Annotated in this window: 24 protein-coding genes; 9 read left to right on the plus strand and 15 right to left on the minus strand. The window is 61.3% G+C overall.

Annotated elements, in window-relative coordinates; translation table 11 throughout:
* Position 1: 1 nt before the first annotated feature.
* From EPN96_12545 to EPN96_12575, 7 genes are all read left to right on the plus strand, one after another.
* Positions 2-625 (plus strand): protein-L-isoaspartate(D-aspartate) O-methyltransferase, encoded by a 624-nt coding sequence (locus EPN96_12545; protein ID TAL15586.1) that lies wholly within the window; start codon positions 2-4, stop codon positions 623-625.
* Positions 622-1374, plus strand: a complete 753-nt coding sequence (locus EPN96_12550) for a LysM peptidoglycan-binding domain-containing protein (GenBank protein TAL15587.1) — start codon at positions 622-624, stop codon at positions 1372-1374. Before EPN96_12545 ends, EPN96_12550 begins: the two co-directional genes overlap by 4 nt.
* A 62-nt stretch (positions 1375-1436) precedes the next feature.
* The gene (locus EPN96_12555; protein TAL15588.1) at positions 1437-2354 is read left to right on the plus strand and encodes a sigma-70 family RNA polymerase sigma factor; all 918 of its coding nucleotides are present in this window, start codon (positions 1437-1439) and stop codon (positions 2352-2354) included.
* 25 nt (positions 2355-2379) lie between these two features.
* On the plus strand, positions 2380-2895 hold the full coding sequence (locus EPN96_12560; protein ID TAL15589.1) for an adenine phosphoribosyltransferase: 516 nt from the start codon (positions 2380-2382) through the stop codon (positions 2893-2895).
* A 19-nt stretch (positions 2896-2914) separates the two neighbouring features.
* Positions 2915-3883 (plus strand): hypothetical protein, encoded by a 969-nt coding sequence (locus tag EPN96_12565; GenBank protein ID TAL15590.1) that lies wholly within the window; start codon positions 2915-2917, stop codon positions 3881-3883.
* Between the two features lie 17 nt (positions 3884-3900).
* The gene (locus tag EPN96_12570; protein TAL15591.1) at positions 3901-4221 is read left to right on the plus strand and encodes a hypothetical protein; all 321 of its coding nucleotides are present in this window, start codon (positions 3901-3903) and stop codon (positions 4219-4221) included.
* Positions 4218-4634 carry a DUF814 domain-containing protein gene (locus EPN96_12575; protein TAL15592.1) on the plus strand — a complete coding sequence of 139 codons (417 nt, stop codon included), beginning with the start codon at positions 4218-4220 and terminating at the stop codon, positions 4632-4634. Before EPN96_12570 ends, EPN96_12575 begins: the two co-directional genes overlap by 4 nt.
* Here the strand turns inward: EPN96_12575 and EPN96_12580 are convergent.
* Entirely contained in the window at positions 4620-5840 is a 1221-nt protein-coding gene (locus EPN96_12580) for an MFS transporter (protein ID TAL15593.1), read from the minus strand. The two genes, EPN96_12575 and EPN96_12580, sit on opposite strands and share 15 nt — an antisense overlap.
* A gap of 180 nt (positions 5841-6020) precedes the next feature.
* Between EPN96_12580 and EPN96_12585 the strand changes: the two genes are divergently transcribed.
* On the plus strand, positions 6021-6548 hold the full coding sequence (locus tag EPN96_12585; GenBank protein ID TAL15594.1) for a hypothetical protein: 528 nt from the start codon (positions 6021-6023) through the stop codon (positions 6546-6548).
* 302 nt (positions 6549-6850) lie between these two features.
* Here EPN96_12585 and EPN96_12590 read toward each other — a convergent pair whose 3' ends face one another.
* The 14 genes from EPN96_12590 to EPN96_12655 are packed head-to-tail and all read right to left on the minus strand — an operon-like array spanning position 6851 to position 19163.
* Entirely contained in the window at positions 6851-7849 is a 999-nt protein-coding gene (locus EPN96_12590) for a radical SAM protein (GenBank protein TAL15595.1), read from the minus strand.
* 1 nt (position 7850) lies between these two features.
* Positions 7851-8177 carry a PqqD family protein gene (locus EPN96_12595; GenBank protein ID TAL15596.1) on the minus strand — a complete coding sequence of 109 codons (327 nt, stop codon included), beginning with the start codon at positions 8175-8177 and terminating at the stop codon, positions 7851-7853.
* Positions 8174-9016 carry a right-handed parallel beta-helix repeat-containing protein gene (locus tag EPN96_12600; protein TAL15597.1) on the minus strand — a complete coding sequence of 281 codons (843 nt, stop codon included), beginning with the start codon at positions 9014-9016 and terminating at the stop codon, positions 8174-8176. Before EPN96_12600 ends, EPN96_12595 begins: the two co-directional genes overlap by 4 nt.
* The gene (locus EPN96_12605; GenBank protein TAL15598.1) at positions 9013-10071 is read right to left on the minus strand and encodes a YedE-related selenium metabolism membrane protein; all 1059 of its coding nucleotides are present in this window, start codon (positions 10069-10071) and stop codon (positions 9013-9015) included. Before EPN96_12605 ends, EPN96_12600 begins: the two co-directional genes overlap by 4 nt.
* Positions 10068-10538 carry a hypothetical protein gene (locus EPN96_12610; GenBank protein ID TAL15599.1) on the minus strand — a complete coding sequence of 157 codons (471 nt, stop codon included), beginning with the start codon at positions 10536-10538 and terminating at the stop codon, positions 10068-10070. Before EPN96_12610 ends, EPN96_12605 begins: the two co-directional genes overlap by 4 nt.
* A complete protein-coding gene (locus tag EPN96_12615) occupies positions 10538-11437 on the minus strand; it encodes a phosphate/phosphite/phosphonate ABC transporter substrate-binding protein (GenBank protein ID TAL15600.1) in 900 nt (299 codons plus the stop codon). The genes EPN96_12610 and EPN96_12615 overlap by 1 nt, the downstream gene beginning before the upstream one ends.
* A complete protein-coding gene (locus EPN96_12620; protein ID TAL15601.1) occupies positions 11427-11891 on the minus strand; it encodes a hypothetical protein in 465 nt (154 codons plus the stop codon). The genes EPN96_12615 and EPN96_12620 overlap by 11 nt, the downstream gene beginning before the upstream one ends.
* 8 nt (positions 11892-11899) lie before the next feature.
* Positions 11900-13363 carry a 4Fe-4S binding protein gene (locus EPN96_12625; GenBank protein TAL15602.1) on the minus strand — a complete coding sequence of 488 codons (1464 nt, stop codon included), beginning with the start codon at positions 13361-13363 and terminating at the stop codon, positions 11900-11902.
* 14 nt (positions 13364-13377) lie between these two features.
* Positions 13378-14304 (minus strand): HEAT repeat domain-containing protein, encoded by a 927-nt coding sequence (locus tag EPN96_12630; protein TAL15603.1) that lies wholly within the window; start codon positions 14302-14304, stop codon positions 13378-13380.
* A 4-nt stretch (positions 14305-14308) separates the two neighbouring features.
* A complete protein-coding gene (locus EPN96_12635) occupies positions 14309-15061 on the minus strand; it encodes a carboxypeptidase regulatory-like domain-containing protein (GenBank protein ID TAL15604.1) in 753 nt (250 codons plus the stop codon).
* Entirely contained in the window at positions 15058-16086 is a 1029-nt protein-coding gene (locus tag EPN96_12640; GenBank protein TAL15605.1) for a hypothetical protein, read from the minus strand. Before EPN96_12640 ends, EPN96_12635 begins: the two co-directional genes overlap by 4 nt.
* 51 nt (positions 16087-16137) lie before the next feature.
* Positions 16138-17526 (minus strand): sigma-54-dependent Fis family transcriptional regulator, encoded by a 1389-nt coding sequence (locus tag EPN96_12645; protein TAL15606.1) that lies wholly within the window; start codon positions 17524-17526, stop codon positions 16138-16140.
* Complete coding sequence (locus tag EPN96_12650) at positions 17523-18935, minus strand: FAD-binding protein (GenBank protein TAL15607.1); 1413 nt, start codon at positions 18933-18935, stop codon at positions 17523-17525. The genes EPN96_12645 and EPN96_12650 overlap by 4 nt, the downstream gene beginning before the upstream one ends.
* Before the next feature lie 3 nt (positions 18936-18938).
* Positions 18939-19163: a NifU family protein gene (locus EPN96_12655; GenBank protein ID TAL15608.1), complete on the minus strand. Its 225-nt coding sequence runs from the start codon at positions 19161-19163 to the stop codon at positions 18939-18941.
* 352 nt (positions 19164-19515) lie between these two features.
* On the opposite strand from EPN96_12655, the gene EPN96_12660 reads away from it, so the two are divergent.
* Positions 19516-20013, plus strand: a complete 498-nt coding sequence (locus EPN96_12660; protein TAL15609.1) for a rubrerythrin family protein — start codon at positions 19516-19518, stop codon at positions 20011-20013.
* Positions 20014-20249 lie beyond the last annotated feature (236 nt).

Consider the following 20249-nt stretch of genomic DNA (forward strand, 5'->3'; position numbering starts at 1 on the left):
AATGGGGCGGCTCGCGCAGTCTATTGCGGCGTCCCTCGGAATAACCAACAAAAGAGTCATCGAGGCGGTGGGTCAGATACCCAGGCACCTCTTCGTCGAGGAGGCGCTCACCCTTCGCGCCTACTCCGACGACGCGCTTCCCATTGGCTACGGCCAGACCATCTCAAAAATTTCCACCGTCCTTCGCATGACCGACCTTCTCGACCCGGCCGAGTCCGACAGGATACTGGAAATAGGCACCGGCTCCGGTTTTCAGCTCGCCGTACTGGGCCTTCTTTGCAAGTCTGTCTATTCGGTGGAGAGGGTTGGAGCGCTGGCGATACGGTCAAGGCAAATGATGAACCGGCTCCGCATCTTCGGAGTCAACATACGCTCCGGCGACGGCTCTAAGGGGTGGAGCGAACACGCCCCCTTCGACAAGATAATCGTAACCGCCGCCGCCGCGAAGCTTCCCGAGCCCCTCCTCCTCCAGCTCGCCGTCGGCGGCAGGCTCGTCATCCCCGTGGAATCGGGAGAAAGACAGGTTCTGACGGTCGTCACGCGGCTCGGCGAGGACCAGTGGGAGCAAAAAACCCTCGAAACCTGCAGGTTTGTGCCGCTGGTGGAAGGAGCGAGGGGCCGATGAGAAGAGGGCTTCTACTCCTTTTGCTCGCTCTTTTCCTGTCGTCCTGCGCGATGACCTACGGAGAGCGCCACCACGTCGCGCGGGGCGAGACCATAGAGTCAATCGCCGCCGCAAGGGGGCTGAGCGCGAGTGAGATACGCGAGATGAACTACCTCGGCCCAGCCGACAGGGTAAGCGAGGGAGACACGATATTTCTTCCCGCTCCCGGTGATTCCCCACCTCTGGCAAAGGCCGCGAAAAAGAAAATCCCCGCCGCGCCAGAAAAGATCGCCCCGGCTGAGAAAAAACCCGTAAAGGCTGAAAAACCGGCAGGAGCATCGCCCCCGGCGATTGTCCCGGCTCCCCCGCCAGCGAAACAAAAGCCCGCGGAAAAACCTGAAACGGCTGCATCCAAACCCTCTTCGGCGAGGCTGCTTTGGCCTCTTGCCGGCGCGGTCGTGCGCGGATACGGCGAAGGGGGCGGCAAGGGAATCGACATAGCCGCCAGGGGCGGCGAGAGGGTCAAAGCCTCCGCCGGAGGGCAGGTGAATTACGCCGGGCTTCCGGCAAGGGCTTACGGAACGATGGTCATACTCGACCACGGGGGCGAATTCTACACGGTCTATTCCAACATGTCGGCTCTCATAGTCAAAACGGGGGAGAAAATCTCCGCCGGCCAGGTTCTGGGCTCCTCCGGAGACTACCTTCACTTCGAGGTGCGCAAGGGAATAGGCGCCGTTGACCCCCTTTTATACTTGCCCGCCCGCTAGTCATGCGTTTACCATAAAAAATTGACCAGGGGCGCTTAAATTTGGCAGGTAGAAGGGGCGAGATGGAAAACGAAAACGTCGTCCGGAAACCTTCGACTTCTCACGAGGAATCAAAGGACGCCGCGTTTGACGGCAACAGGCCGAAAAAGGTCGCCGGAAGCGCGATAACCCTTTATCTTTCGGAAATTCGCGCCATCGAGCTCCTTTCGGCCGAAGAGGAGCGCAGCCTCGCGCTTGCCATGTCCTCGGGGGATGAAACGGCCAGAAGCAGGCTCATCGAGGCAAACCTTCGCCTCGTCGTCAACCTCGCCCGCAGATACTCCAACCGCGGCCTCCCCCTTCTGGACCTTATCGAGGAAGGCAACCTCGGCCTCATCCGCGCCGTTGAAAAATTCCTCCCCGACAAGGGTTGCAGGTTCTCCACCTACGCGACCTGGTGGGTGAGACAGTCGATCGAGCGCGCCCTCGTCAACCACGCGGGAACGGTCCGGCTGCCGGTTCACGTCGCCGAAGACCTAGATCGCCTGATACGGACAACCGAAACCCTGCGGCGGAAGGAAGGGGTCGATCCCCGCGACGCCGACGTAGCCGCAGCCCTCGAAGTCCCCGTGGAGCGCGTCAGAAGGCTTCTCGGGCTGGTAAGAAGGACTTTCAGCCTCGACCAGCCCCTCGGGGAAGAGGGTGATTTCAACCTCCACGACACTCTGGAGGACAGCCAGAATCCCCACCCCGCCGAGGTGCTCCAGCACATGGAGATGGTGGCGCTGCTTTCCGAGTGGGTGGAAAAGCTTCGCCCAAGGGAGCAGGAGATACTGGAACTGCGCTACGGCTTCGGCGAAGAGGAGCCCATGACCCTCGAAGAGATAGGATGCCTGCACAACGTGACCCGCGAGCGCATCCGCCAGATCGAAAAGGGCGCTATCAGGAAACTGCGGCGGATGGCCGCGCAAAAGCAGGTTCAATTCAGTTCGCTTTTTTGAAACTCACAAAATCAGAGGCGCAAAAATGGACGAGCTAAAGAAAAAAATAAGGGATATCCAGGATTTTCCGAAGCCCGGCATAGGCTTTAAGGACATAACCACCCTTCTGAGGGATGCGTCGAGCTTCAACCGCGCCGTCGACCTCATGGCGCACAGGTACATCGATCAGAAGGTTGACGTGGTGCTCGGCATCGAGGCGCGCGGCTTCATCATCGGCGCCGCCCTCGCCTACAAGCTCAACAAGGGCGTCATCCTCGTAAGAAAACCCGGAAAGCTCCCTTACAAGACCAACAGCGTCTCCTACTCGCTCGAATACGGCACCGACACCCTTGAAATCCACCAGGACGCCGTCGAGCCCGGCCAAAACGTGCTCATCGCCGACGACGTGCTTGCCACCGGCGGCACGGTGCGGGCCGTTTCGGATCTGGTCCACGACATGGGCGGCAAGGTCATCGAGTGCGCTTTTCTGGCGGAGCTTACCTTCCTGAAGGGCCGCGACAGGCTTTCGGACCTTCCGATTTTCAGCCTCCTGCAATTCTGAGGAGGAAGGGAAAAGCAGTATGAAAAGGTCGGTTAACAAAGGAACAAAAAGCTCTCTCATTCCGGGAGTGTTGCTCCTTGCCGCTCTCCTCTTCGGCGGTTGCGGGACGGATTTCGAGCTCGGCCTCTGGACGGCGGAAGAACAGGACGGCGCCACAGGCTCCGCTACTTCCTTCGGCAGAGATACGCTCGACGCCGTGAACGGCGTCGCAGTCTCCGGGGACTTCCTTTACGTGACCGACCCCTTTAACGATCTCGTAATAAAACTCGACATGACCAGGTCTTCTCCCGACGACATGGTCTGGGAAGCGGGCGGCACGGGCTCTGGCGTGACGGAGCTGGACGACCCCGCCGGGATAGCCATAGACGAGGAAGACAACCTCTGGGTGGCCGATTCCCGCAACGGACGCATACAGAAGCTCTCCTCCGGCGGCGCTTTCCTTGCGAGTATCGGCGAGGGCGAACTCGATACGCCGGTGGGCGTCGCGGTCAAGCAGGGCTTCGTCTACGTGACCGACGAAGTTCTCCACAAGGTGTTCAAATACTCGGCCATAGGCGTCAAGGTTGACGAGTTCGGAACGGGTCCGGGCAGCGCGCAGGGCCAGCTAAACAGCCCGGCGGGAGTCGCCGTGGACATCGACGGCGACGTCTTTGTCGTGAACCGGGGCAATTTCCGGGTCGAGGTCTTCTCCGACAGCGGAGGCTTCCTAAGAAGCTTCGGCGGGAACGGCACAGCCGCCGGAATGTTCCGCAACCCCTACGGAATCGCCGCAGATGCCTTTCGGCGCGTGCTGGTAGGGGACAGAAACCTGAACAAGATTCAGCGGTTCGAGCAGAACGGCACCTTCGTGAACGCTCTGTCCACCGCCAACCCCGACGGGGCGATCCTTGACCCGATGGGGCTGGCAACCGCTGGAACTTTCGTATACATTGCCGAATCCGGCGCCCACAGGATACGCAAAGTACCCTTCTCTTTGTTTTCAAAATGAAAGGATAGGAATATTTCATGAAAAAGCAGATTACAGTTGAGTTCGACCGCTGCGACGACTACCGGATGGTTCCCGTCACCGGCGCGTGGGCTACCCACACCCCCACCGGCGACATCGTCGCGGAGCTTTTCGTCGAAAGAAGGCTTCCCCCCCGCGAAGTCACCCTCGAAATCGACGGAGCGCAGGCCCGCGAGGTGGATCAGCAATCCGGAAGGCTCGTACGCGAGGTTACCACCGGCCTCGTAATGAGGCCCGAAGTGGCTTACGCCCTCGGCCAGTGGCTTGTAGCCAAGGCCCGCCAGGCCGGATTCAACCCCCCCGAAAACGAAGTTAATTGAGCGTTGCCACGGTAAAGACGCCTCCGGAGGGGCTAAAGGTTCACGCCTACGCCCTTCCCGGAGGCTTTGTCGTCTGGGCGGGAAAGACCGAAGAGGACAACGACCGCCTCTCGATAAAGATCGCCCGCGAGAACGACTGGTGGTTTCACGTCAGGGGAATGCCGGGGAGCCACGTCGTCCTCTTCGTCGAAAAAGGGAACGAGCCGGACAGAGAAACGATAAAGGCCGCTGCGGCCATCGCGGCCTACCACTCGAAGGCTCGGGAAGGCGGGATGGTCGCCGTCAGCGCCGTCCGCGCGGGCAACGTCTCGAAGCCGAGGGGCGCAAAGCCCGGCACCGTGTCCATAACGCGGGAGACCGTTCTCAAGGTCCGCCCCGCAATCCCCTCGCCGCCCCCCTCAGCCGGGGGCTGAGTCCTCCGCCCCTTCGGGAAACAGTCTCCCTCTCGCCCATTTCGTGTTCAGAACCGCCAGCACCGCCGCGCTGATTACAGCCCCGCCGAAGAAAAGGGCGTCGTAGCCCAGCTTGTCGGCCACCCTGCCGCTGAGCGCAGAAATCAGGAGCGCGGAAAGCTGGGTCAGGAATATCTGCGAGGTGAAATCCGTACCCTCAAGCCCCCCGCGCACCCCGTTCATCGCGAAAACGTAAACCGCCACCGAGGAAAAGCCGTAGGCGGTCCAGATTCCAATGGAACCGGCGTAAAGAGCGAGGTGCGAACCGGAGTGGTTCACCGCGTAAAGAAAGAGCGCCGCAAGAGCGTTAAGCACGAGGAAGAGATTCAGCGAGAAGCGAAGTCCCGCACGCTTTATCAGCTGACCCCCCAGAAGGGAGCTTGCCGCCGCGAAGGCGGTACCCACCACGCCGTTTAAAAAGGCTATCTCGGTTAGCGAAAGCCCCTTGTCCACGAAAAAGGGCTTTAACATCGCGATAATACCGATTATCCCGGCCCAGAGGGTGAGGAGAAGGAAAATCCTCGCGGGCGCGGAATTTCCTTTGAAAAAGCCGACGATGTCGAGCCAGCGCACCTTCCTGCCTGTGTGGGGGGCGGCGAAATCCTCCGTTTTGACGGTGAAGACCGGGCTGACGGCGAGAAGGACCAGCGCCCCCAGCCCCAGCGCGACCGCCTTCCACCCGAACCAGCCGTAAGCCGCGAGAAGCAGCCCGCTCCCGACAACTGTTCCCAGAAAACCTCCCGCCGACTGCACCGCGTTTCCCGGCCCCCGCTCCTCAGGCTTTAAGAGGCGTACCGCCAGCGCGTCGGTGGCTATGTCCTGCGTCGCGCTGAAGAGAAGGGCTATCACTATCAGCGGGACGATGGTGGAAAAATCGGTGCGAAGGTCAAAAAGCGCCATCGAGAAGACAACCACGGCGTAAAAAATCTCCGAGGTGACTATCCATTTGCGGTAGCCGCGCGCGTCGCGGGCGGTAGCGTCCACGGCGGGCGCCCAGAAGAGCTTGAGGAGCCAGGGGAGTTTGACGAACTGGAGGAGGCCGATGGAGGTGAGGGAAAAGTTCTCCTGGCGCAGGATAACCGGCAGCGCGGTGGAAAAGAAACTCATCGGCACCGACTGCGCCAGATAAAGCGAGAGCAAAAGCGAGTATTTGCCGGACGGTTTCAAAAGAGACTCCCTCTGACGTTTTCCGGTTCACAACCCTGATTTTAAACTTTTTATGATGCGAGAGAAAGAGCCGGACGACAGGCGCTCTTTATCTTAGTAAATTTTTCAAAATCCTTGTTGACATTTTCCCCATTACTTTGTATCTTTGTAAAAACTAACCCGCACAAGGAGGTCGTCGTCATGTCTGTCACGCCAGCCACAACCGAACGCATCCGGGGAATCGCAGATGAATGTCTGAACGAACTTATGGAACATCTTCTCCAGAACAGCGTTAACTCCGCTCACATTAAAAACGTCAGGGACAAATTGCTGGAAATAAAGCATTTGTGCGATGCGGAGGAGGGCTCCCTGCCGCAGCCCCCCACGTCGGCGACACGCAGGAGACTTGGCGGAAGCAAGAAAGAAGACGTGCTCAAGATCGCCTACGCCATGTCGCGCTTCGACTACCCCATCATAAACGAAATCCTGAAAACCTCTTACAACCAAACCGAAGCGTTCGATTATCTTGAAAAAATCACCGGCACGAAGGCCACAACCCTCAGAAACCACAGGGATCGCTTTGACCGTCATGTAAAGCAGGAGGCCAGTGCAAGAAAAGGATGGGATGTTGAGCTTGCTGCGGAATTAAGACCGATCAAGAGGGAATGGGACCAACTGTCGAGGGAGCAGATCAAGGAAGAATTAACTAAAATAATCGGCGCCGCGTGATAGCGAGTCGAAAAACCGTCAGCGGATCGGCTTTTGGCCCATAAAAGACAAAAACCCGTCCCGGTTAAACGGGGCGGGCTTTCATTCGGGGGATTTGGCCCGGCAGGCTCTCGCCCGCCGGGCCGGTTCTTTCCCGGTCAGCAGGGATGTACGCTGGACTGCCCGGTAACGCGGGGTTTTACATAGCGGGTCTTCATGGTGTTCCTCCGCAGGTGGTAGGGTTAATCGGACTTCCTTGCACTAACTGATACGCTAAAAAGCCGACAAGGTTTCTAAAAAAATTCCGGTAACGCAAAATATATTTATGCAGGTTTCGTGCCCTCTCTCCAGCAGTGCGGATCGGGCGAATTGAATTTGCCGGTAACCGCCAAAGAGCGCGCCGTGCAGCCGCCGAGACACTCGCCGTAGGCCGAACAGCCGACGCACTTCCCTTCGGCGGTCTTGTTCCTCATCTTCTCCAGAACCTCCGACTCGTTCCATATCTTTTTGAGGCCGTCGGTGAGGAGATTCCCCAGCGACAGCGGGATGAAGCCGCAGGGGGTGGCGTCGCCGTCCGGCTCGATGTGGAGGGAGAGCTTGCCGCAGGTGGAGCCCTTTACCGCTCCCTCGGAGGCTTCGCCGAGAAGAGCGATGATAGGGTCGTCGAAGGCGAGCTTCGCCGGGGCGCTTGGCCTCCACGCGAGGGCGTCCTCGTAAAACTCCTTCCATTCGCCGGGCGGAAGATCGAGCTCGGCGCGGTTCTCCATCCCCCTGCCCGAACACTTGAAATTGTGCAGGTAGACGGTGGATGCGCCCCTCTCGGCGGCGAGGGTAACTATCTCTTTGTAAGTGGCGATGTTCTTTTTGAAGATGACGGCGCTCACCGTGGATTCCACGCCCGCGTCCCTGAGGTTTTCCACCGCCTTGAGCGCCCTTTTGAAGCTCCCCGGTCGGTTGCGGAACCAGTCGTGGACCTCCTCCGTCGCCCCGTCGATGCTGACGCCCACGGCGCGAAAACCCGCCTCTTTGCATTTTTCCGCCGCCTCGGGGGTGCAGAGCCACCCGTTGGTGTTCATCGTGACCTTGAGCCCCTTTTGGGCCGCGTAGGCGGTGACCTCGAAGAGATGGGGGTACATCAGGGGCTCCCCTCCGCCGAAGTTTATATAGGCCACGCGGTTGTCCGCCAGTTCGTCCACTATGCGGAGGATGTCGGCGAGCGGCAGCTCCTCCCGCTTCAAACCGCGCGAATAGCAGTGGTTGCAGGAGAAGTTGCAGTCGTAGGAGAGCGTCCAGTTGACTGTAAGGGGGGCGGAAAGTTTCACGTCATTCTCCGGGCAAGAGCCAACCGCGCGCGCGGGAGGCGTTTACGAAGCCCAAAACGTCGGGCAGTATCTCTTCGGCGGGGGCGTCGTAGGCTTCCGCCAGTTTGAGGGCTATCCCCTCCGCGTCGAGGGTTCCGTCGCAGAGCATCCATATCTCGCCCGCGATGAGGTTTAGTTCGTGCATCTGGCCCGCGTCTACTATGATTACCCAACCGCGCTCGGCAGCGCACTCGTCGCCCGCGTCGAGGGCGGTTACAATCGCGTCGCGCTCCTCGGGCTCGTCGCGCCAGACGATGTCTGGGTTTCTCTCCACAACTCCCATCTTCATTTCCTCTCGAAGCGGGTTTCGGAAAGAGGCTCGTAGTTTATCCTGCCGATGCCCCCGGAATCCTCCGCGTCGAAGATCTTCTTTTCCACGTTCTCTTTGCCGGAGGCGAACCAGTTCCCCGGCAGGGAGAGGTTTTCAGCCTGCCCTTCGCCGATTTTCAGGTCGTACTCGACGTTGTCGAAATTGTTTTTTTCGACGGACGGAGAGGTTATGCCGCTCCTGAAAAAGATACCCGTGAGATTGCCCGTGAAATCGGAGTTTTTTACCGTCAGCCCGCTTGAGTTGAGGCAGCGGATGCCTATCTTGTTGTCCTTGAAGACCGAGCCGAAGACCTGCAGCTTGTCGGCTTTGCAGCGAAGTCCGCCGTAATTTCCCTCGAAGACGCAGTTCTCGATGAAGGCGGGGGTATCGTGGATGTGAAGCGCCCATCCGGCGCGCTCGAAGCGGGCGTTTTTGATCGAAACCGCCCTGGCCTTCTGCACGGAGATCATGTCTTGGGCCTCGCCGGGGGTTGCCTTGCCGATGTTGCGGAAAATCACCGGCTTTTCAGGAGAGCCCGTTACGTTCAGTTCCCCCTTTACGGTTACCCAGGGGAATTCGTCGACGAGCATGTATTCGGGAAGGGCGAACTCGATAAGAGCGCCTTCCTCGATGCGAAGCGAGCCGGAAGGATATACAACGACCTCCTTGTCCAGCACTATATGACCGGTCCAGACGGTTTTTCCCAGTATCCGGATTGTCCTGCAGTCGCAGGGCTCCTCAATCCTCTCGGCTGCGAAAGAGAGGGCAAAAAAGAGAACCGCCAGAACCATCAGGGGCGCGAAAAGCAATTTTCTCATGTCTTTTCCCTCATAAGGCCGAAAGAGGCGAGAAGCGCGAACCCCGCCAGAATCGCGGCTTTCCCCTGCGGGGGCACTCCCGCCGAGGTGGCTCCAAGATACCAGTTCTGCACCAGTATCGCACCAGCAACCATGCCGAGGCATACCGTCCAAGCGTCCATATCGCCCTCCCCGGCCTTGATTATCTGCCGGAAGGGGCAGCCTCCGGCCAGAATCGCCGCCCAGCCGGTGAGAGCCATCCCGAGGAAACCCCAGAGAGGCTCCAGATGCGCTCCGGGCTGGTCGAAGTAGCCGGGAGCGAACTGCCCGGTGAGAAGGTTGGCCCCGAAAGCGGCTACGAGGGCGGTAACAAGCCCCGCGCCTGACAAAAGCGAGCGGGTGAGGAAGATATCCCTCACCGAGCCGGTCACGCAAAAGCGCGAGCGCTGGCAAAGACCGCCTACAAGAAGCCCCCCGCCGAGCGAGGCCCAGAGCGGCGCGTGAAGCGCCCCGCCGCCTATCGGGGAGACGAGCAGGGGGCCGCCCGCAACAGCCATTATAGTCAAAATCGTCATGGCGGCCATAGCGGCGGCGAAAACCGGAGCGGAGCCTTTCCTCGGGCTGCCGAAAATCTTCGGATCGGGGCCGGAGAGGGCTTTCAGCCCTACCCGGACACCGGCGAGAAGGCCAAGCGCTCCCGCGACCGCCGTAAGGTCCCCCCCGGCGAGACGAAGCACCATCTTTATCGGGCAGCCGATGAAGATTGCCGAGCCCACTATCATCAGAAAGCCGAGAAGGGCGGCCCCTGCCCCTCCGCCGGAGGAGCGGGGCCGAAGTTCCCTGGTCAGCGCAGCCATCGCGAAGCTGCCGAGCAGAAAGCCCAAAAGCTCGGGGCGGATGTACTGCATTCTGGGGTTAGAGTGAAGCCCGAGGGCTCCCGCGAAATTCTCAAGGAAGCAGGAGATGCAGATTCCGGTGTTCGCCGGGTTCCCGAGCCACGCGAGGAGGCTCCCCGCGACCCCGAGCGCGAGCCCGGCGGCAGCCATCCACTTCACCTCGCGGCTAAGCCCCCTCATTCGCAGCCCCCGTTGAGCTTGCGGACAAGAAACTGCAAATCGGCGATTCCGGCGGGACGCTGCCCCTTCCACGGGCCGTTCCTGAGTCCGTCGAGGTTTTTCAGCACCTTTTCCCTGGCCTTGAAGGGGCCGCCCTTGTCGAAGAGGGAGGGGTTCTTTTCGGCGGCTTTCCTGTAGTGGAAAAGAGCCTGCTGGTATGCGCCCTCGGCGTAAGCGAGCTCGCCCAGAAAGTAGAGCGCAGCGCCGGGGTAGGGCCCCTTCTCCGAGCGCTTGCGGAGTTCCAGCAGGGCCTCGTCGGTCCTGCCCTCTTCCAGCGCCGCAGAAAGCTCTTTGTAGGCGCTCTCCACCTCGGCGGGGCTAACGTAAACGGCGGCGGCCCTGGGCAGCCTAACGTAGCCCGCGCCGTACCAGAGCGCGCCCGCGAGGCACAAAACGACGAAGAGAACGTTAAAAGCCCTCGCCGCCATCAGTATTCCTCGTAGGGAGGCATTTTCGCGGCCTTCGCCCACCTGAGCAGAATGTCGTACTCGGAAAGGGGAAGCTCGTCGAAACCGTCTATCTGCGCCCTCTTGAGTATCTTTACGGTCTCCCCGCCGGTCTCCGCCGTAGTTTCCGCGTCGGCCGCGAGGAGCGCCTTCTTAACCGCCCCGGCCCACTTTTCCTCCACCTTCGGCGAGACTCCGAAGGTGCAGTAGGGGGCGAGATCGGATTTGGCTATTACCCGAAAATCGTTGGGGGCGACCTTGCCCTCGGCGGTCATCTCTTCGAGGTCGATGAGGGGGGCCGCTCCGGCGTCGTATGCGCCGTAGAGCACCGAGTAGATAATCTTCTCGTGCTTCCAGGTGCCCTGCGGGAAGGAGTAGGGCCCGAGATCCTTCTCCGGATCGACGCCCTTTTCCAGCATGAGCGCGTACTGCGACAAAAAGCCGTAGGGCGCCCACTGGGGGCCGAAGATGAGCCTCTTGCCGCGAAGGTCCTCGATGGTTTTAATCGGGGAATCCTGCCGGACGATTATCGTACCCCGGGTTTTCGAGCCGAAGGCTCCGCGCCTTTCCGATACCAGAAGCTTTGTCCCGTGCTTTTTGGAGAGCGCGGCGAAAATGAGCGAATTCGAGTGGGTGAAGTCGAAATCCCCGCGCAGGTAGGCGTCCTCGAAGTCCATCGTGTCGAGGTAGACGGACTCGAACTTCGCGCCCGTGGCTTTCGAGAGGTAGGCGGTCAGCCCCTCGAATCGCCCTTTGGACTCCTCGGGGGAGTTGCAGATCATGTAGCCGATCCTGAAGACAGGGGCGTCCTGAGAGCAGCCCGCCAGCAAAAAAGTCAAAAGCAGCGCGGCCAGAAGGACCGCGAATTTCCTATTCGGCATCTATTACGGCCTTTCTCGCGGCTTTCTTGGGGTCTTCGGCCGACTCAGCGGCGCTTTTCATTCCGGGTGAGGAGAAAAACCCGCCGATGATCCCGAGCGCCCGTTCGAGGGTAGTAAAACGGATATCTTCCCTTATGTCGGGGCGAAGCCAGATTACCGCCTCGCCGAAGGAGGGCGCGGCGCCTCCGGCCATGCTCACCGCCCCTTTCGGGGCAGGGCTGGCGGAAGGAAGTATCTTTACGTCGATCTTCTCTTCGGCGAAGGCTTTTTCTACGTCCTCGACTTCGATGAACAAGGGAGCAATTCCCGTCTTTTCCTCCACGAAGTAGCCGAGCGCGTAGGAGTAGAGGGCGTCGGGGCGCTCCTTACCCACGCCGACGCGAAGCTCCGCGCCGAAACAGGCGAGAGCGGCGGCGGGAAGAAGGAGAAGGGGGGCAAGCCAGGCAAGGCGCATCCGGGTTTTCAGCCCCCCCCGAAGAGCCAGTGCCGTATGAGAGCCCCGTAGAGAACGGCCACTGCAAGAAAAGCGGCGTAGTGAATCCCCTTGCCCGCCTTCCCGAGGCTGTCTCCCCAAGCTTTTTTCGTTTCCGCGAGCCCCGCGATTACTCCCAGGAGGAGCAGACCCATAGCCACCCACCTAAGGACGGGCAGGGGCAGGAACATCTGGGGAAGGGGAAGGGTTTTAGAGACGTTTATCGCCATGTAGGTCGCCGCCCCGGTGGGGTCGTAGACCAGATAGGGGGCGTAGGGCCCCTTGGCGTTTAGCTTCACCAGCGCGAGGGCGGAATGTCCGCCGAAGATTATGCCGGCGAAGGGGGTGGCGGTGATTTTGAAGCGCTCCCAGAGGGTGAGTCCCTTTTCGGCCTCCCCGGCGCTCTCGGGCGAGGTCGCGGCTGAGGGCTCTTTCGAGTCTTTCCCCGCGCTTTTAAAGCCGAGGTGGGAGATCAGCGGCCCCGCGAAGAGGATGGCGGCCGGTACGAGCGCGCCGAGCCAGAGGGCGACGACCAGCGACGAGGGATGGATTCCGGGAGTCAGCGCGTCGCGCACGGCGGGCCAGGTGCGGGAAAGGGCGAGGGTGACGAGCCCGGTGAGGAAGATGAAAAGAACCCCGGCGGGCGTGGAGAAGGGGGCGTTTGAGGTCTTCGCCCCGTAAAAGACGCCGAGATTGGATTTTGAACAGTTTCTCACGCATTCGAGGCAAAGCTGGCACTCCGACCTGTCCATCGTGCGCGGGGTGAGCGCCACCGGGCATCCGCCGCTGAAAATCTTCTTTTGCAGCACCAGCGAGGGGCCGAGGTCCCAACGCTTCCAGACGCCCTTTCTCGCCGTGCAGGAGCGGTCTTCGCAGCCGCTGCACTTTTCTCCGTCGATTGGCGCGACGTAAATCCGCGAAAAGCGCGAGTACACGGAGAGGACCAGCCCCACCGGGCAAAAGAGCTTGCAAAAGGCCGCCCTTCTCCAGACAAGGCCGGAGACGACGGCGAGGACCCCCGCCATGCCGACGAAGGCCGCCGTGGCGTAAGGGCTTTTGTGGACGTTCCAGTAGAGCGCCCCGCCGAGCCCGGCGAGGAAGATGGCTATCGTCCCGAGCCACGAGAGGGGCGGCTTTGGCCATGAAAGGTTCAGCCCCAGCCTTCCGAGCCTCTCGGAGACGAACCCGAGCGGACAGATTCCGCACCAGAGCCTTCCCACGAGGGGCACGGTGAGGACGAGCCCCATGAACCAGAGCACCCAGAAGACCAGGGTAGCGGCGTTTGTGTAGATTAGCGGCCAGGGGTCGGCTATGCCGGGCAGGGACACCCTTCCCCACGCCGTCCAGAGGAGGGCGAAAAGGCAAAGGAGGGCCACAGACTGGACGATTCTCTGCCAGAGGGGATTTCGCAGGGCCCTGCCCAAAAGGCGGCTGTGGTAAATATCTACTGCCATTTTATTGCCAATCTCTAGTGGTACAAATTGTCGGGAGCGTCCCACTCGCCCGACGTGTTTCTGTAGGTGGTGTGGCTTCCGTCGAGGAGGGCGAGCCCTCTGGCCGCCCACTCGCGGACGACCTTGACGGGGTCGTCGCTACGCATTTTGTCGAGAATCGGCCTCGCCGACTTCGCCCCGATAAGTCCCGCCGCGCGGCACGCCTCCAGGCGCACCTGCCAGTCCGTATCCTTCAGGTAGGGAGCGGGATCGAAGGGGTCGCCCACGACTCCCATCGTGCCGAGGGCCCACATAGCGTCCTCCCTCGTCACCGGGTCGGCGAGGGCCGCCACTATGGCGCTCTTCCCTCGCGGGTCGCGAAGCTCCCCGAGAATCCTGACGGCGGTTCCCCTGCGTCTGGGCTCCATTGACGGCAGGGCTTCCACGAGAGGCAGAGTGGCGCGCTCGCCGAATCTCGAAACAGCGCGGGCAGCTTCGCGGACGGCAAGCTCGTCCGGGTCCGTTGAAATAGTCCTGACCAGTACGGGAATGGCTCTCTCGTCGCCGCTCTCCCCCAGGACCCAGGCCGCTGCGTGGCGCCGGGTGAAAGAGGTGTCGGCGAGAGCCTTGTAAGCCGCGTCTACGGCCCCTTCGAGTTTCATGTTCCCCGCCAGCGCCAGCGCGTGCTCCCTCCGGGAGGGGTCGGAGTCCTCAAGCGCCGCCGCGATCTCGGCGCTCGCGCTCTTGCCCGCGCCGACGAGGGCGAGGTAGGCCCTCTTCCGCTCGTCCTGCGTCGAGGCCGAGCCGAGGTAACCGACAAGCCCGGCGTAAGCCGAGGAATCTTTGGCCGCGGCCTTCGCCTCCAGTTCCGAAAGCGACAGGGGAGGAGCGACCTTGTTGCAGCCGGTAAAGACGGCCAGACAAAGGCAAAGGAGCGCCGCCGCCCTCGTGAGAATCTTCATTTCCTCACCACACCGTATGGACGGTGATGTCTACGGTTTCGAGGTTCTGCCCGTCGGTGACGGTCACGCCCGAGGGCTCGACGGTGCCCTTGTCGTACCTGCCGAAGAGGTCCCCCACCTTCGGCGGCCCGCCGTACTTGTCCCTGGCGCAAAGGTAGTAGGTTCCGCCCTCGGGAAGGTTCAGCTCGAACTTGCCGTCCGGGCCGGTGCGGGCGGAGACGAATTTCGGCCTCTCGCTCATCTGTACGTGGTCGTAGGCGTGGACGCGGATGCCCTCCACGGCCTTGCCGTCGGCGTCGGTGATGTGACCGGCGATTCGGGCCTTGTATTCGGCCTGCTGGCCGAAGGATTCCTTCTGGTTGCCCTTCTTGACGAAGCCGTGGAGGTTGACCGAAACGGGCTTGCCCGCCTCGACCGCGACAAGCAGGGGCTCGGTCTTCACGTCGCCCTCCAGCACCGGCCCCGAGGTCTCCGCCTCATCCCTCAAACGAAGGACGAAGTTGTAGTTACCGGGTGGAAGCTCTATCTCGGCCTTCGCGTCGGGGCCGAGCGGGCCGATCTTGGTCATAGGCGGGCCCCTGAAATCCTCCCCGGCGCGGTAGACGTAGATCGTTCCGTTGTCCGCCGGGCGGAAGGCCGCGACGGACACCTGCGACAATCCTCCGGCTGCCTTGTTCTCGGGCCCGGAGGGAGACTTCGAGCAGGCGGCGAGGGCCAGCGCCGCCAGAAGAGCGGCAACGAGCGATAATTTCTTCATTTTGTACCTGTTCCTGATTCGGGGCTCTGGGTCACCAGCGTGAGGTGAAGCGGTTTTCGCGTAGCGTTGTGATCCAGCGCGACGCCGTCAAGTATTGCAAGACCGAATTGATATTCACCGCCCGGCGCAAAAGTTACATCCTCCGGCGAGGAGGTTTTAAGCGGCCTCGCGAGGGTCAGCACCCACCTTCCGGAGGAGTATTCCCCCCGCGCGTCCACCTCGGTGCGGCCGGGCGCATCCTCAGCCAGAATATACCCCATCGCCGAGGCCCTGGGTTCGGGAATCGGAAAGGCTATAGGGAGGTCCCCGGGATAAAAAGCCTCGGGAAGCCCCTTTTTGGCGCGGTTCGAGTTGGGGATGAAGAGCGGGTCTTTCGACAGCCCGTCGGCCGCCTTGCCCTTTGGCGTAAGGGTCGCGTCCTCGGCCATGCCGCCCGGCCTGGCCCTGCCGGAACGCCAGATCCAGAAATCGGCGGCGCTTCCTTCCGGCGCGACCATCGAGAACTCGGCGGAGCTTTTCTTCGCGCCCGCCATCCTCCAGTCGACCATGTGGCAAAGATGGGTGCACTCGAACTTCGACTTTTCGGAGCCCCAAAGGATGCCGAGGCCGTCTTCCCTCGCCCCTCCCGCCGTCCAGCCGCCCTGAGCCCAGCGCCATACCGGCCCTTCGTCGCGGGTGGGGTCGCCCCACTCGAAGCGAAGGTAAAGGATGTCGCCGGTGTAGAAGGACTTTATCTCCACGTCCACCGGGGGCGAGCCCGCGCCGTGGTGGCAGGAGGCGGTCGCGGTGTGGACGCTGTCCTCGTCCACCGCCCCGTCCGAGGCCTGGCTGGTCACTCCGCCGTCGGCCCGCAGGCGGTAGGGGACAGACTGCGCCCACTGCGTATCCGTGGGCGCAAAGTCGAGCTTCAGGGAGTAGATTTTGTCGTTCGGCGCGCCGCACCCCGCCAGAATAAGGACAAGCGCAACCGATGATAATTTTAATAGTGAGGGCATGGTCAATACTTCATGCAAAAAACGGCCCATCGAAAAAGGGTATTCCGGCAGGGGAAAGGCCCGAAAATAGACGAAATTCCGTCAATCTTCCACCCCGACCAGACCGTGTTTCTCCATCTTGTAGCGCAGGGTGGTGCGGGCTATGCCCAGCGCCTTCGCCGCCTTTGTCTGCGAGCCGGAGGCGTTTTCGAGGGTGCGGACTATAATCTGTCTTTCGAGGTCGTCGAGCATGTCGGTGAGATTCATCGCCTCGCCGGGAAGCTCCAGGGAGGAGCGCCGCTCTCCGCCCAGCCCCATCGGGAGGTCGCCGGGCATGAGGGTGTCGCCCTGGCAGAGGACGACCGCGCGTTCGATGGCGTTTTCCAGCTCGCGCACGTTGCCCGGCCAGGAGTAGCGCCTGAGTATCTCGAGGGCGAAGGGAGAGATCGAGGCGACGGGCTTTCCCGTCTCCCGCACGTAGCGCTTGAGGAAGAAAAGCGCCAGCGGCTCCACGTCCTCGCGCCTCTCGCGTAGCGGGGGCATCGGTATATCCACGACGTTGAGCCGGTAGAAGAGGTCTTCGCGGAAGTTCCCCTTCTCCACTTCGTCCCGGAGGACCTTGTTGGTCGCGGCGATGATGCGCACGTCCACGTGTATGGTCTCGTCGCCCCCCACGCGCTCGAACTCCTTTTCCTGAAGCACCCGAAGGAGCCGCACCTGGCTTGAGAGGGAGAGCTCCCCGACCTCGTCGATAAAGAGAGTCCCCTCGTGGGCAAGCTCGAAGCGCCCCTTGCGCTGGCGGATTGCGCCGGTGAAAGCGCCCTTCTCGTGGCCGAAAAGCTCGCTCTCCAGAACCCCCTCGGGGAGGGCTCCGCAGTTGAGGACAACGAAGGGAAAGTTTTTTCTCGGGCCGTTGAAGTGGATCGAGCGGGCCAGAAGCTCCTTGCCTGTGCCCGATTCGCCGGAGACAAGCACGTTGGCGCTCGTCCTGCTCACCGAGGAGGCCACCGCGAAGACGCGGGCCATCGAGGGGGAGGTTCCGATGATCCCCTGAAAATCATAGTGCCTGCTCATCTCCTCGCGCAGGTAGGCGCGCTCGTCCAGAAGGCGGACCCTCTCCAGCGCCTTTCCCACCACCAGCGAAAGCTCGTCCACGGAAAAGGGCTTCGTGAGGTAGTCGAAAGCGCCACGCTTCATCGCCTCCACCGCGCTCTCCACCGTCCCGTAGGCCGTGACCATTATCACGGGGAGGAGCGGGGCCTTTTCCCGTATCGAATCGAGGAGGGCGAGGCCGCCGACAGGCTCCATCACTATGTCGCTGACGACAAGGTCGAAGACAGTCCCCTGCATGAGGGCCAGGGCTTCCTCCGCCCCGGAGGCGGTGGCCGTCCGGTATCCCTCCCGCGAGAGCGCCCTTGAGATCATGCGGCGCATCCCCGGCTCGTCGTCTACGACGAGAATCTGTCCCTGCGGTTTGACTTCGCTGGTCATAGCACCTTGCCCGGATTGAGTATGGAGCGTGGGTCGAAAGCTTCTTTGATGCTCCGCATGAGGCTGACCGCCCTTTCGCCGACGAAGGGGGCCAGATGTTCCTTTTTCAGCACGCCGATGCCGTGTTCACCGGAGGGGCGTCCGCCGAGAGCGGCGACCGCGCCCATTATCTCCTCCATAGCCAGCGGGAGAATCCTCCCCCACTCTTCGGTGGAGAGGCTTCGGCGGAGGATGTTGACGTGGACGTTGCCGTCCCCGGCGTGGCCGAAACAGGCGATGTCGATAGCGTGGCGGGCGGAGGTTTCCTTCACCGCCGCGACCAGCTTCGCCACCTCGCCCCTCGGGACGACAACGTCAGCCTTCCCGATCTCGGGGCTAAGGGCCTTCATGGCGGTGCCGAGCGTCCTCCGGCTCTCCCAGAGGCGGTCCTGCTGCCCCTCGTCGATAGCCCCGAGGACTTCGAGCGCGCCCGCCTCGCGCCCGAGGGTGTCGAGTCGCACGAGCTGCTCCTCAAGCTCTTCGAGGGTCTCGCCTTCGAGGCCGAAAAAGACGAAGGCTCCCGCCTTCTCGGAGTGCGGAAGGGGTCTGCCGAGGTGTTTTTCGGCGGCCCGTATCGAGATATCGTCCATGAACTCGGCGAAGGTTGGCAATATGCGTTCCCTGATCGCCTCCTGAACCGCGAAGGCCGCCTCGCCTATGGTCGAAAAGGGCATGAGGAGGCTGACTCTGCGGCAGGGCTTTGCGACGAGGCGCACGGTGACCTCGGTGATGACCCCGAGGGTGCCCTCGCTGCCTATCATCAGCTCCAGAAGGTGATAGCCTGTCGCGTCTTTGACGTTTTTGCCGCCGAGGCGGATTACCTCGCCATCGGCGAGGGCCACCCTCATTCCCAGCACGTAGTCCCTCGTCGTGCCGTAGCGAACCGCGCGAGCCCCGCCCGCTCCGACGGCCACGTTTCCGCCTATCGTGCAGGAATCCGCGCTGGCGGGGTCGGGCGGGTAGAAAAGGCCGCTCCGCTCGACCTCCTCCTGGAATTTCGCGGTGATAACCCCCGGCTCAAGGGTCGCGGTGAGGTTTTCCCTGTCAATCTCAAGGATCCGGTCCATCTTTTCGAGGGAAAGAATCACCCCTCCCCCGAGCGCCACCGCGCCCCCCGCGACACCCGTGCCCGCTCCCCGGGTGACGACGGGAAACCTTCCCTCGTAGCCCCACCGGAGGATTTGAGACACCTCCCCCTCGTCGGCGGGAAGGGCGACGCCCCACGGCATGGCGAAGAGCCGGGTCGATTCGTCCGCCTTGTACCTCTCTCTGGAATCCTCCGAAAGAAGGAGTTTGCCCTTTTTGAGAGCCGCACTCAGGCGGTCGAAATCCTCCGCCCCGGGGACGGCGCGGGAAAGGGTTTCGGTCATAAATTAATTTACCGCTTCTACCCGTTTAACTTCGGGAACTTCCTGCTTCAAAATCCGCTCGATGCCCTGCTTGAGGGTCATCTGGCTCATCGGGCAACCCTTGCAGGCTCCGATGAGGCGGACCTTCACCACCCCGTCGTCGGTGACCTCGACAAGCTCGACGTCGCCCCGGTCGGCCTGCAGGCGCGGGCGAATTCTGTCCAGTGATTCCTTAACCTTTTCCTTCATTCGCATTCCTTTCCAGTGGAAGAAAAAACCTTGGAGTTGGAGGTTGTTTAAAAACGTCGCGAGAAGCCCCGGTTACAAGGAGACGCAAAGCGAGAATCGAGGCAGTATGCGTTAATACGGCGAGATTCGAGCGAGCACGCGACACAGTAAATGGGGCTCGCAGCAGTTTTTCAACAACCTCCTGTATAAATGTACTCTCCATCCCCGCTTAGGGTCAATGGGGGCAAGTTCTCGCGTTTTCACGAGGGCGTGATAATGTTTATAAAAAGAAGCGGGACCCTTGATTAATTATAACCAAATTGGTATTCTTTAAGCCGACAGCTGCCATTAATTTTTGCAGGAGGAGATTAAAATGAGCAAGTCCCTCGAAAACCTCAAAGCCGCCTTCGCGGGCGAATCCCAGGCCAACCGCAAATACACCGCCTTCGCCAGAAAGGCCGACGACCAGGGCCACGCGCAGGTCGCCAAGCTCTTTCGCGCGGCAGCCGCAGCCGAGACCGTCCACGCGCTGAACCACCTTAAAGTCATCGGCGACGTGAAGGAGACGCCGGACAACATCAAGGCCGCAATCTCCGGCGAAAACCACGAAGTCGAAGAGATGTACCCCTCTTTTATCGCCGCCGCCGAGGCCGAGGGCGACAAGCGGGCGCTCACCACCTTCAAGTGGGCCTTTGAAGTAGAAAAAACCCACCGCGAACTCTTCAAAAAGGCGCTGGAGACCCTCGGGGCCGCCTGCGAAGCCTACGACTACTACGTCTGCCCCGTCTGCGGCCACACCCACGAGCGCGTCGCCCCCGAAAAGTGCCCGGTTTGCGGCATCTCCGGAGACCGTTTCGAGAAAGTCAGCTGACAAACTATAAAATAGTGACTGAAAAAGGGAACGTCCGCTGGGCGCTCCCTTTTTTGTTGCCCGCAGGAGAGAATCTTAAAAATCGAGAGCAACACATTCTCTTTACATTCCACACACCAAGGAGAATAATTCGTCAGTAGCCGTTTTGCCGTTTCCAGCGCTTGCGGGGTGTGAATGAACGAATCGGTCGGAGCCGGGTCCCTGAACGGATTTTGTCGAAAAGGACAGACCGGTTA

Source organism: bacterium (assembly GCA_004322275.1).
In the GTDB taxonomy this organism is placed as follows: domain Bacteria; phylum Desulfobacterota; class Deferrisomatia; order Deferrisomatales; family BM512; genus SCTA01.

What these genes read in the sequence shown, in the direction of transcription:
- EPN96_12635 (TAL15604.1), bottom strand. Translation starts at nt 15,061, where the DNA reads ATGAAGAAATTATCGCTCGTTGCCGCTCTTCTGGCGGCGCTGGCCCTC.
- EPN96_12610 (TAL15599.1), bottom strand. Translation starts at nt 10,538, where the DNA reads ATGGCGGCGAGGGCTTTTAACGTTCTCTTCGTCGTTTTGTGCCTCGCG.
- EPN96_12560 (TAL15589.1), top strand. Translation starts at nt 2,380, where the DNA reads ATGGACGAGCTAAAGAAAAAAATAAGGGATATCCAGGATTTTCCGAAG.
- EPN96_12645 (TAL15606.1), bottom strand. Translation starts at nt 17,526, where the DNA reads ATGACCAGCGAAGTCAAACCGCAGGGACAGATTCTCGTCGTAGACGAC.
- EPN96_12660 (TAL15609.1), top strand. Translation starts at nt 19,516, where the DNA reads ATGAGCAAGTCCCTCGAAAACCTCAAAGCCGCCTTCGCGGGCGAATCC.
- EPN96_12640 (TAL15605.1), bottom strand. Translation starts at nt 16,086, where the DNA reads ATGGGCCGTTTTTTGCATGAAGTATTGACCATGCCCTCACTATTAAAA.
- EPN96_12625 (TAL15602.1), bottom strand. Translation starts at nt 13,363, where the DNA reads ATGGCAGTAGATATTTACCACAGCCGCCTTTTGGGCAGGGCCCTGCGA.
- EPN96_12585 (TAL15594.1), top strand. Translation starts at nt 6,021, where the DNA reads ATGTCTGTCACGCCAGCCACAACCGAACGCATCCGGGGAATCGCAGAT.
- EPN96_12555 (TAL15588.1), top strand. Translation starts at nt 1,437, where the DNA reads ATGGAAAACGAAAACGTCGTCCGGAAACCTTCGACTTCTCACGAGGAA.
- EPN96_12630 (TAL15603.1), bottom strand. Translation starts at nt 14,304, where the DNA reads ATGAAGATTCTCACGAGGGCGGCGGCGCTCCTTTGCCTTTGTCTGGCC.
- EPN96_12605 (TAL15598.1), bottom strand. Translation starts at nt 10,071, where the DNA reads ATGAGGGGGCTTAGCCGCGAGGTGAAGTGGATGGCTGCCGCCGGGCTC.
- EPN96_12620 (TAL15601.1), bottom strand. Translation starts at nt 11,891, where the DNA reads ATGCGCCTTGCCTGGCTTGCCCCCCTTCTCCTTCTTCCCGCCGCCGCT.
- EPN96_12550 (TAL15587.1), top strand. Translation starts at nt 622, where the DNA reads ATGAGAAGAGGGCTTCTACTCCTTTTGCTCGCTCTTTTCCTGTCGTCC.
- EPN96_12570 (TAL15591.1), top strand. Translation starts at nt 3,901, where the DNA reads ATGAAAAAGCAGATTACAGTTGAGTTCGACCGCTGCGACGACTACCGG.
- EPN96_12565 (TAL15590.1), top strand. Translation starts at nt 2,915, where the DNA reads ATGAAAAGGTCGGTTAACAAAGGAACAAAAAGCTCTCTCATTCCGGGA.
- EPN96_12600 (TAL15597.1), bottom strand. Translation starts at nt 9,016, where the DNA reads ATGAGAAAATTGCTTTTCGCGCCCCTGATGGTTCTGGCGGTTCTCTTT.
- EPN96_12595 (TAL15596.1), bottom strand. Translation starts at nt 8,177, where the DNA reads ATGAAGATGGGAGTTGTGGAGAGAAACCCAGACATCGTCTGGCGCGAC.
- EPN96_12545 (TAL15586.1), top strand. Translation starts at nt 2, where the DNA reads ATGGGGCGGCTCGCGCAGTCTATTGCGGCGTCCCTCGGAATAACCAAC.
- EPN96_12655 (TAL15608.1), bottom strand. Translation starts at nt 19,163, where the DNA reads ATGAAGGAAAAGGTTAAGGAATCACTGGACAGAATTCGCCCGCGCCTG.
- EPN96_12615 (TAL15600.1), bottom strand. Translation starts at nt 11,437, where the DNA reads ATGCCGAATAGGAAATTCGCGGTCCTTCTGGCCGCGCTGCTTTTGACT.
- EPN96_12650 (TAL15607.1), bottom strand. Translation starts at nt 18,935, where the DNA reads ATGACCGAAACCCTTTCCCGCGCCGTCCCCGGGGCGGAGGATTTCGAC.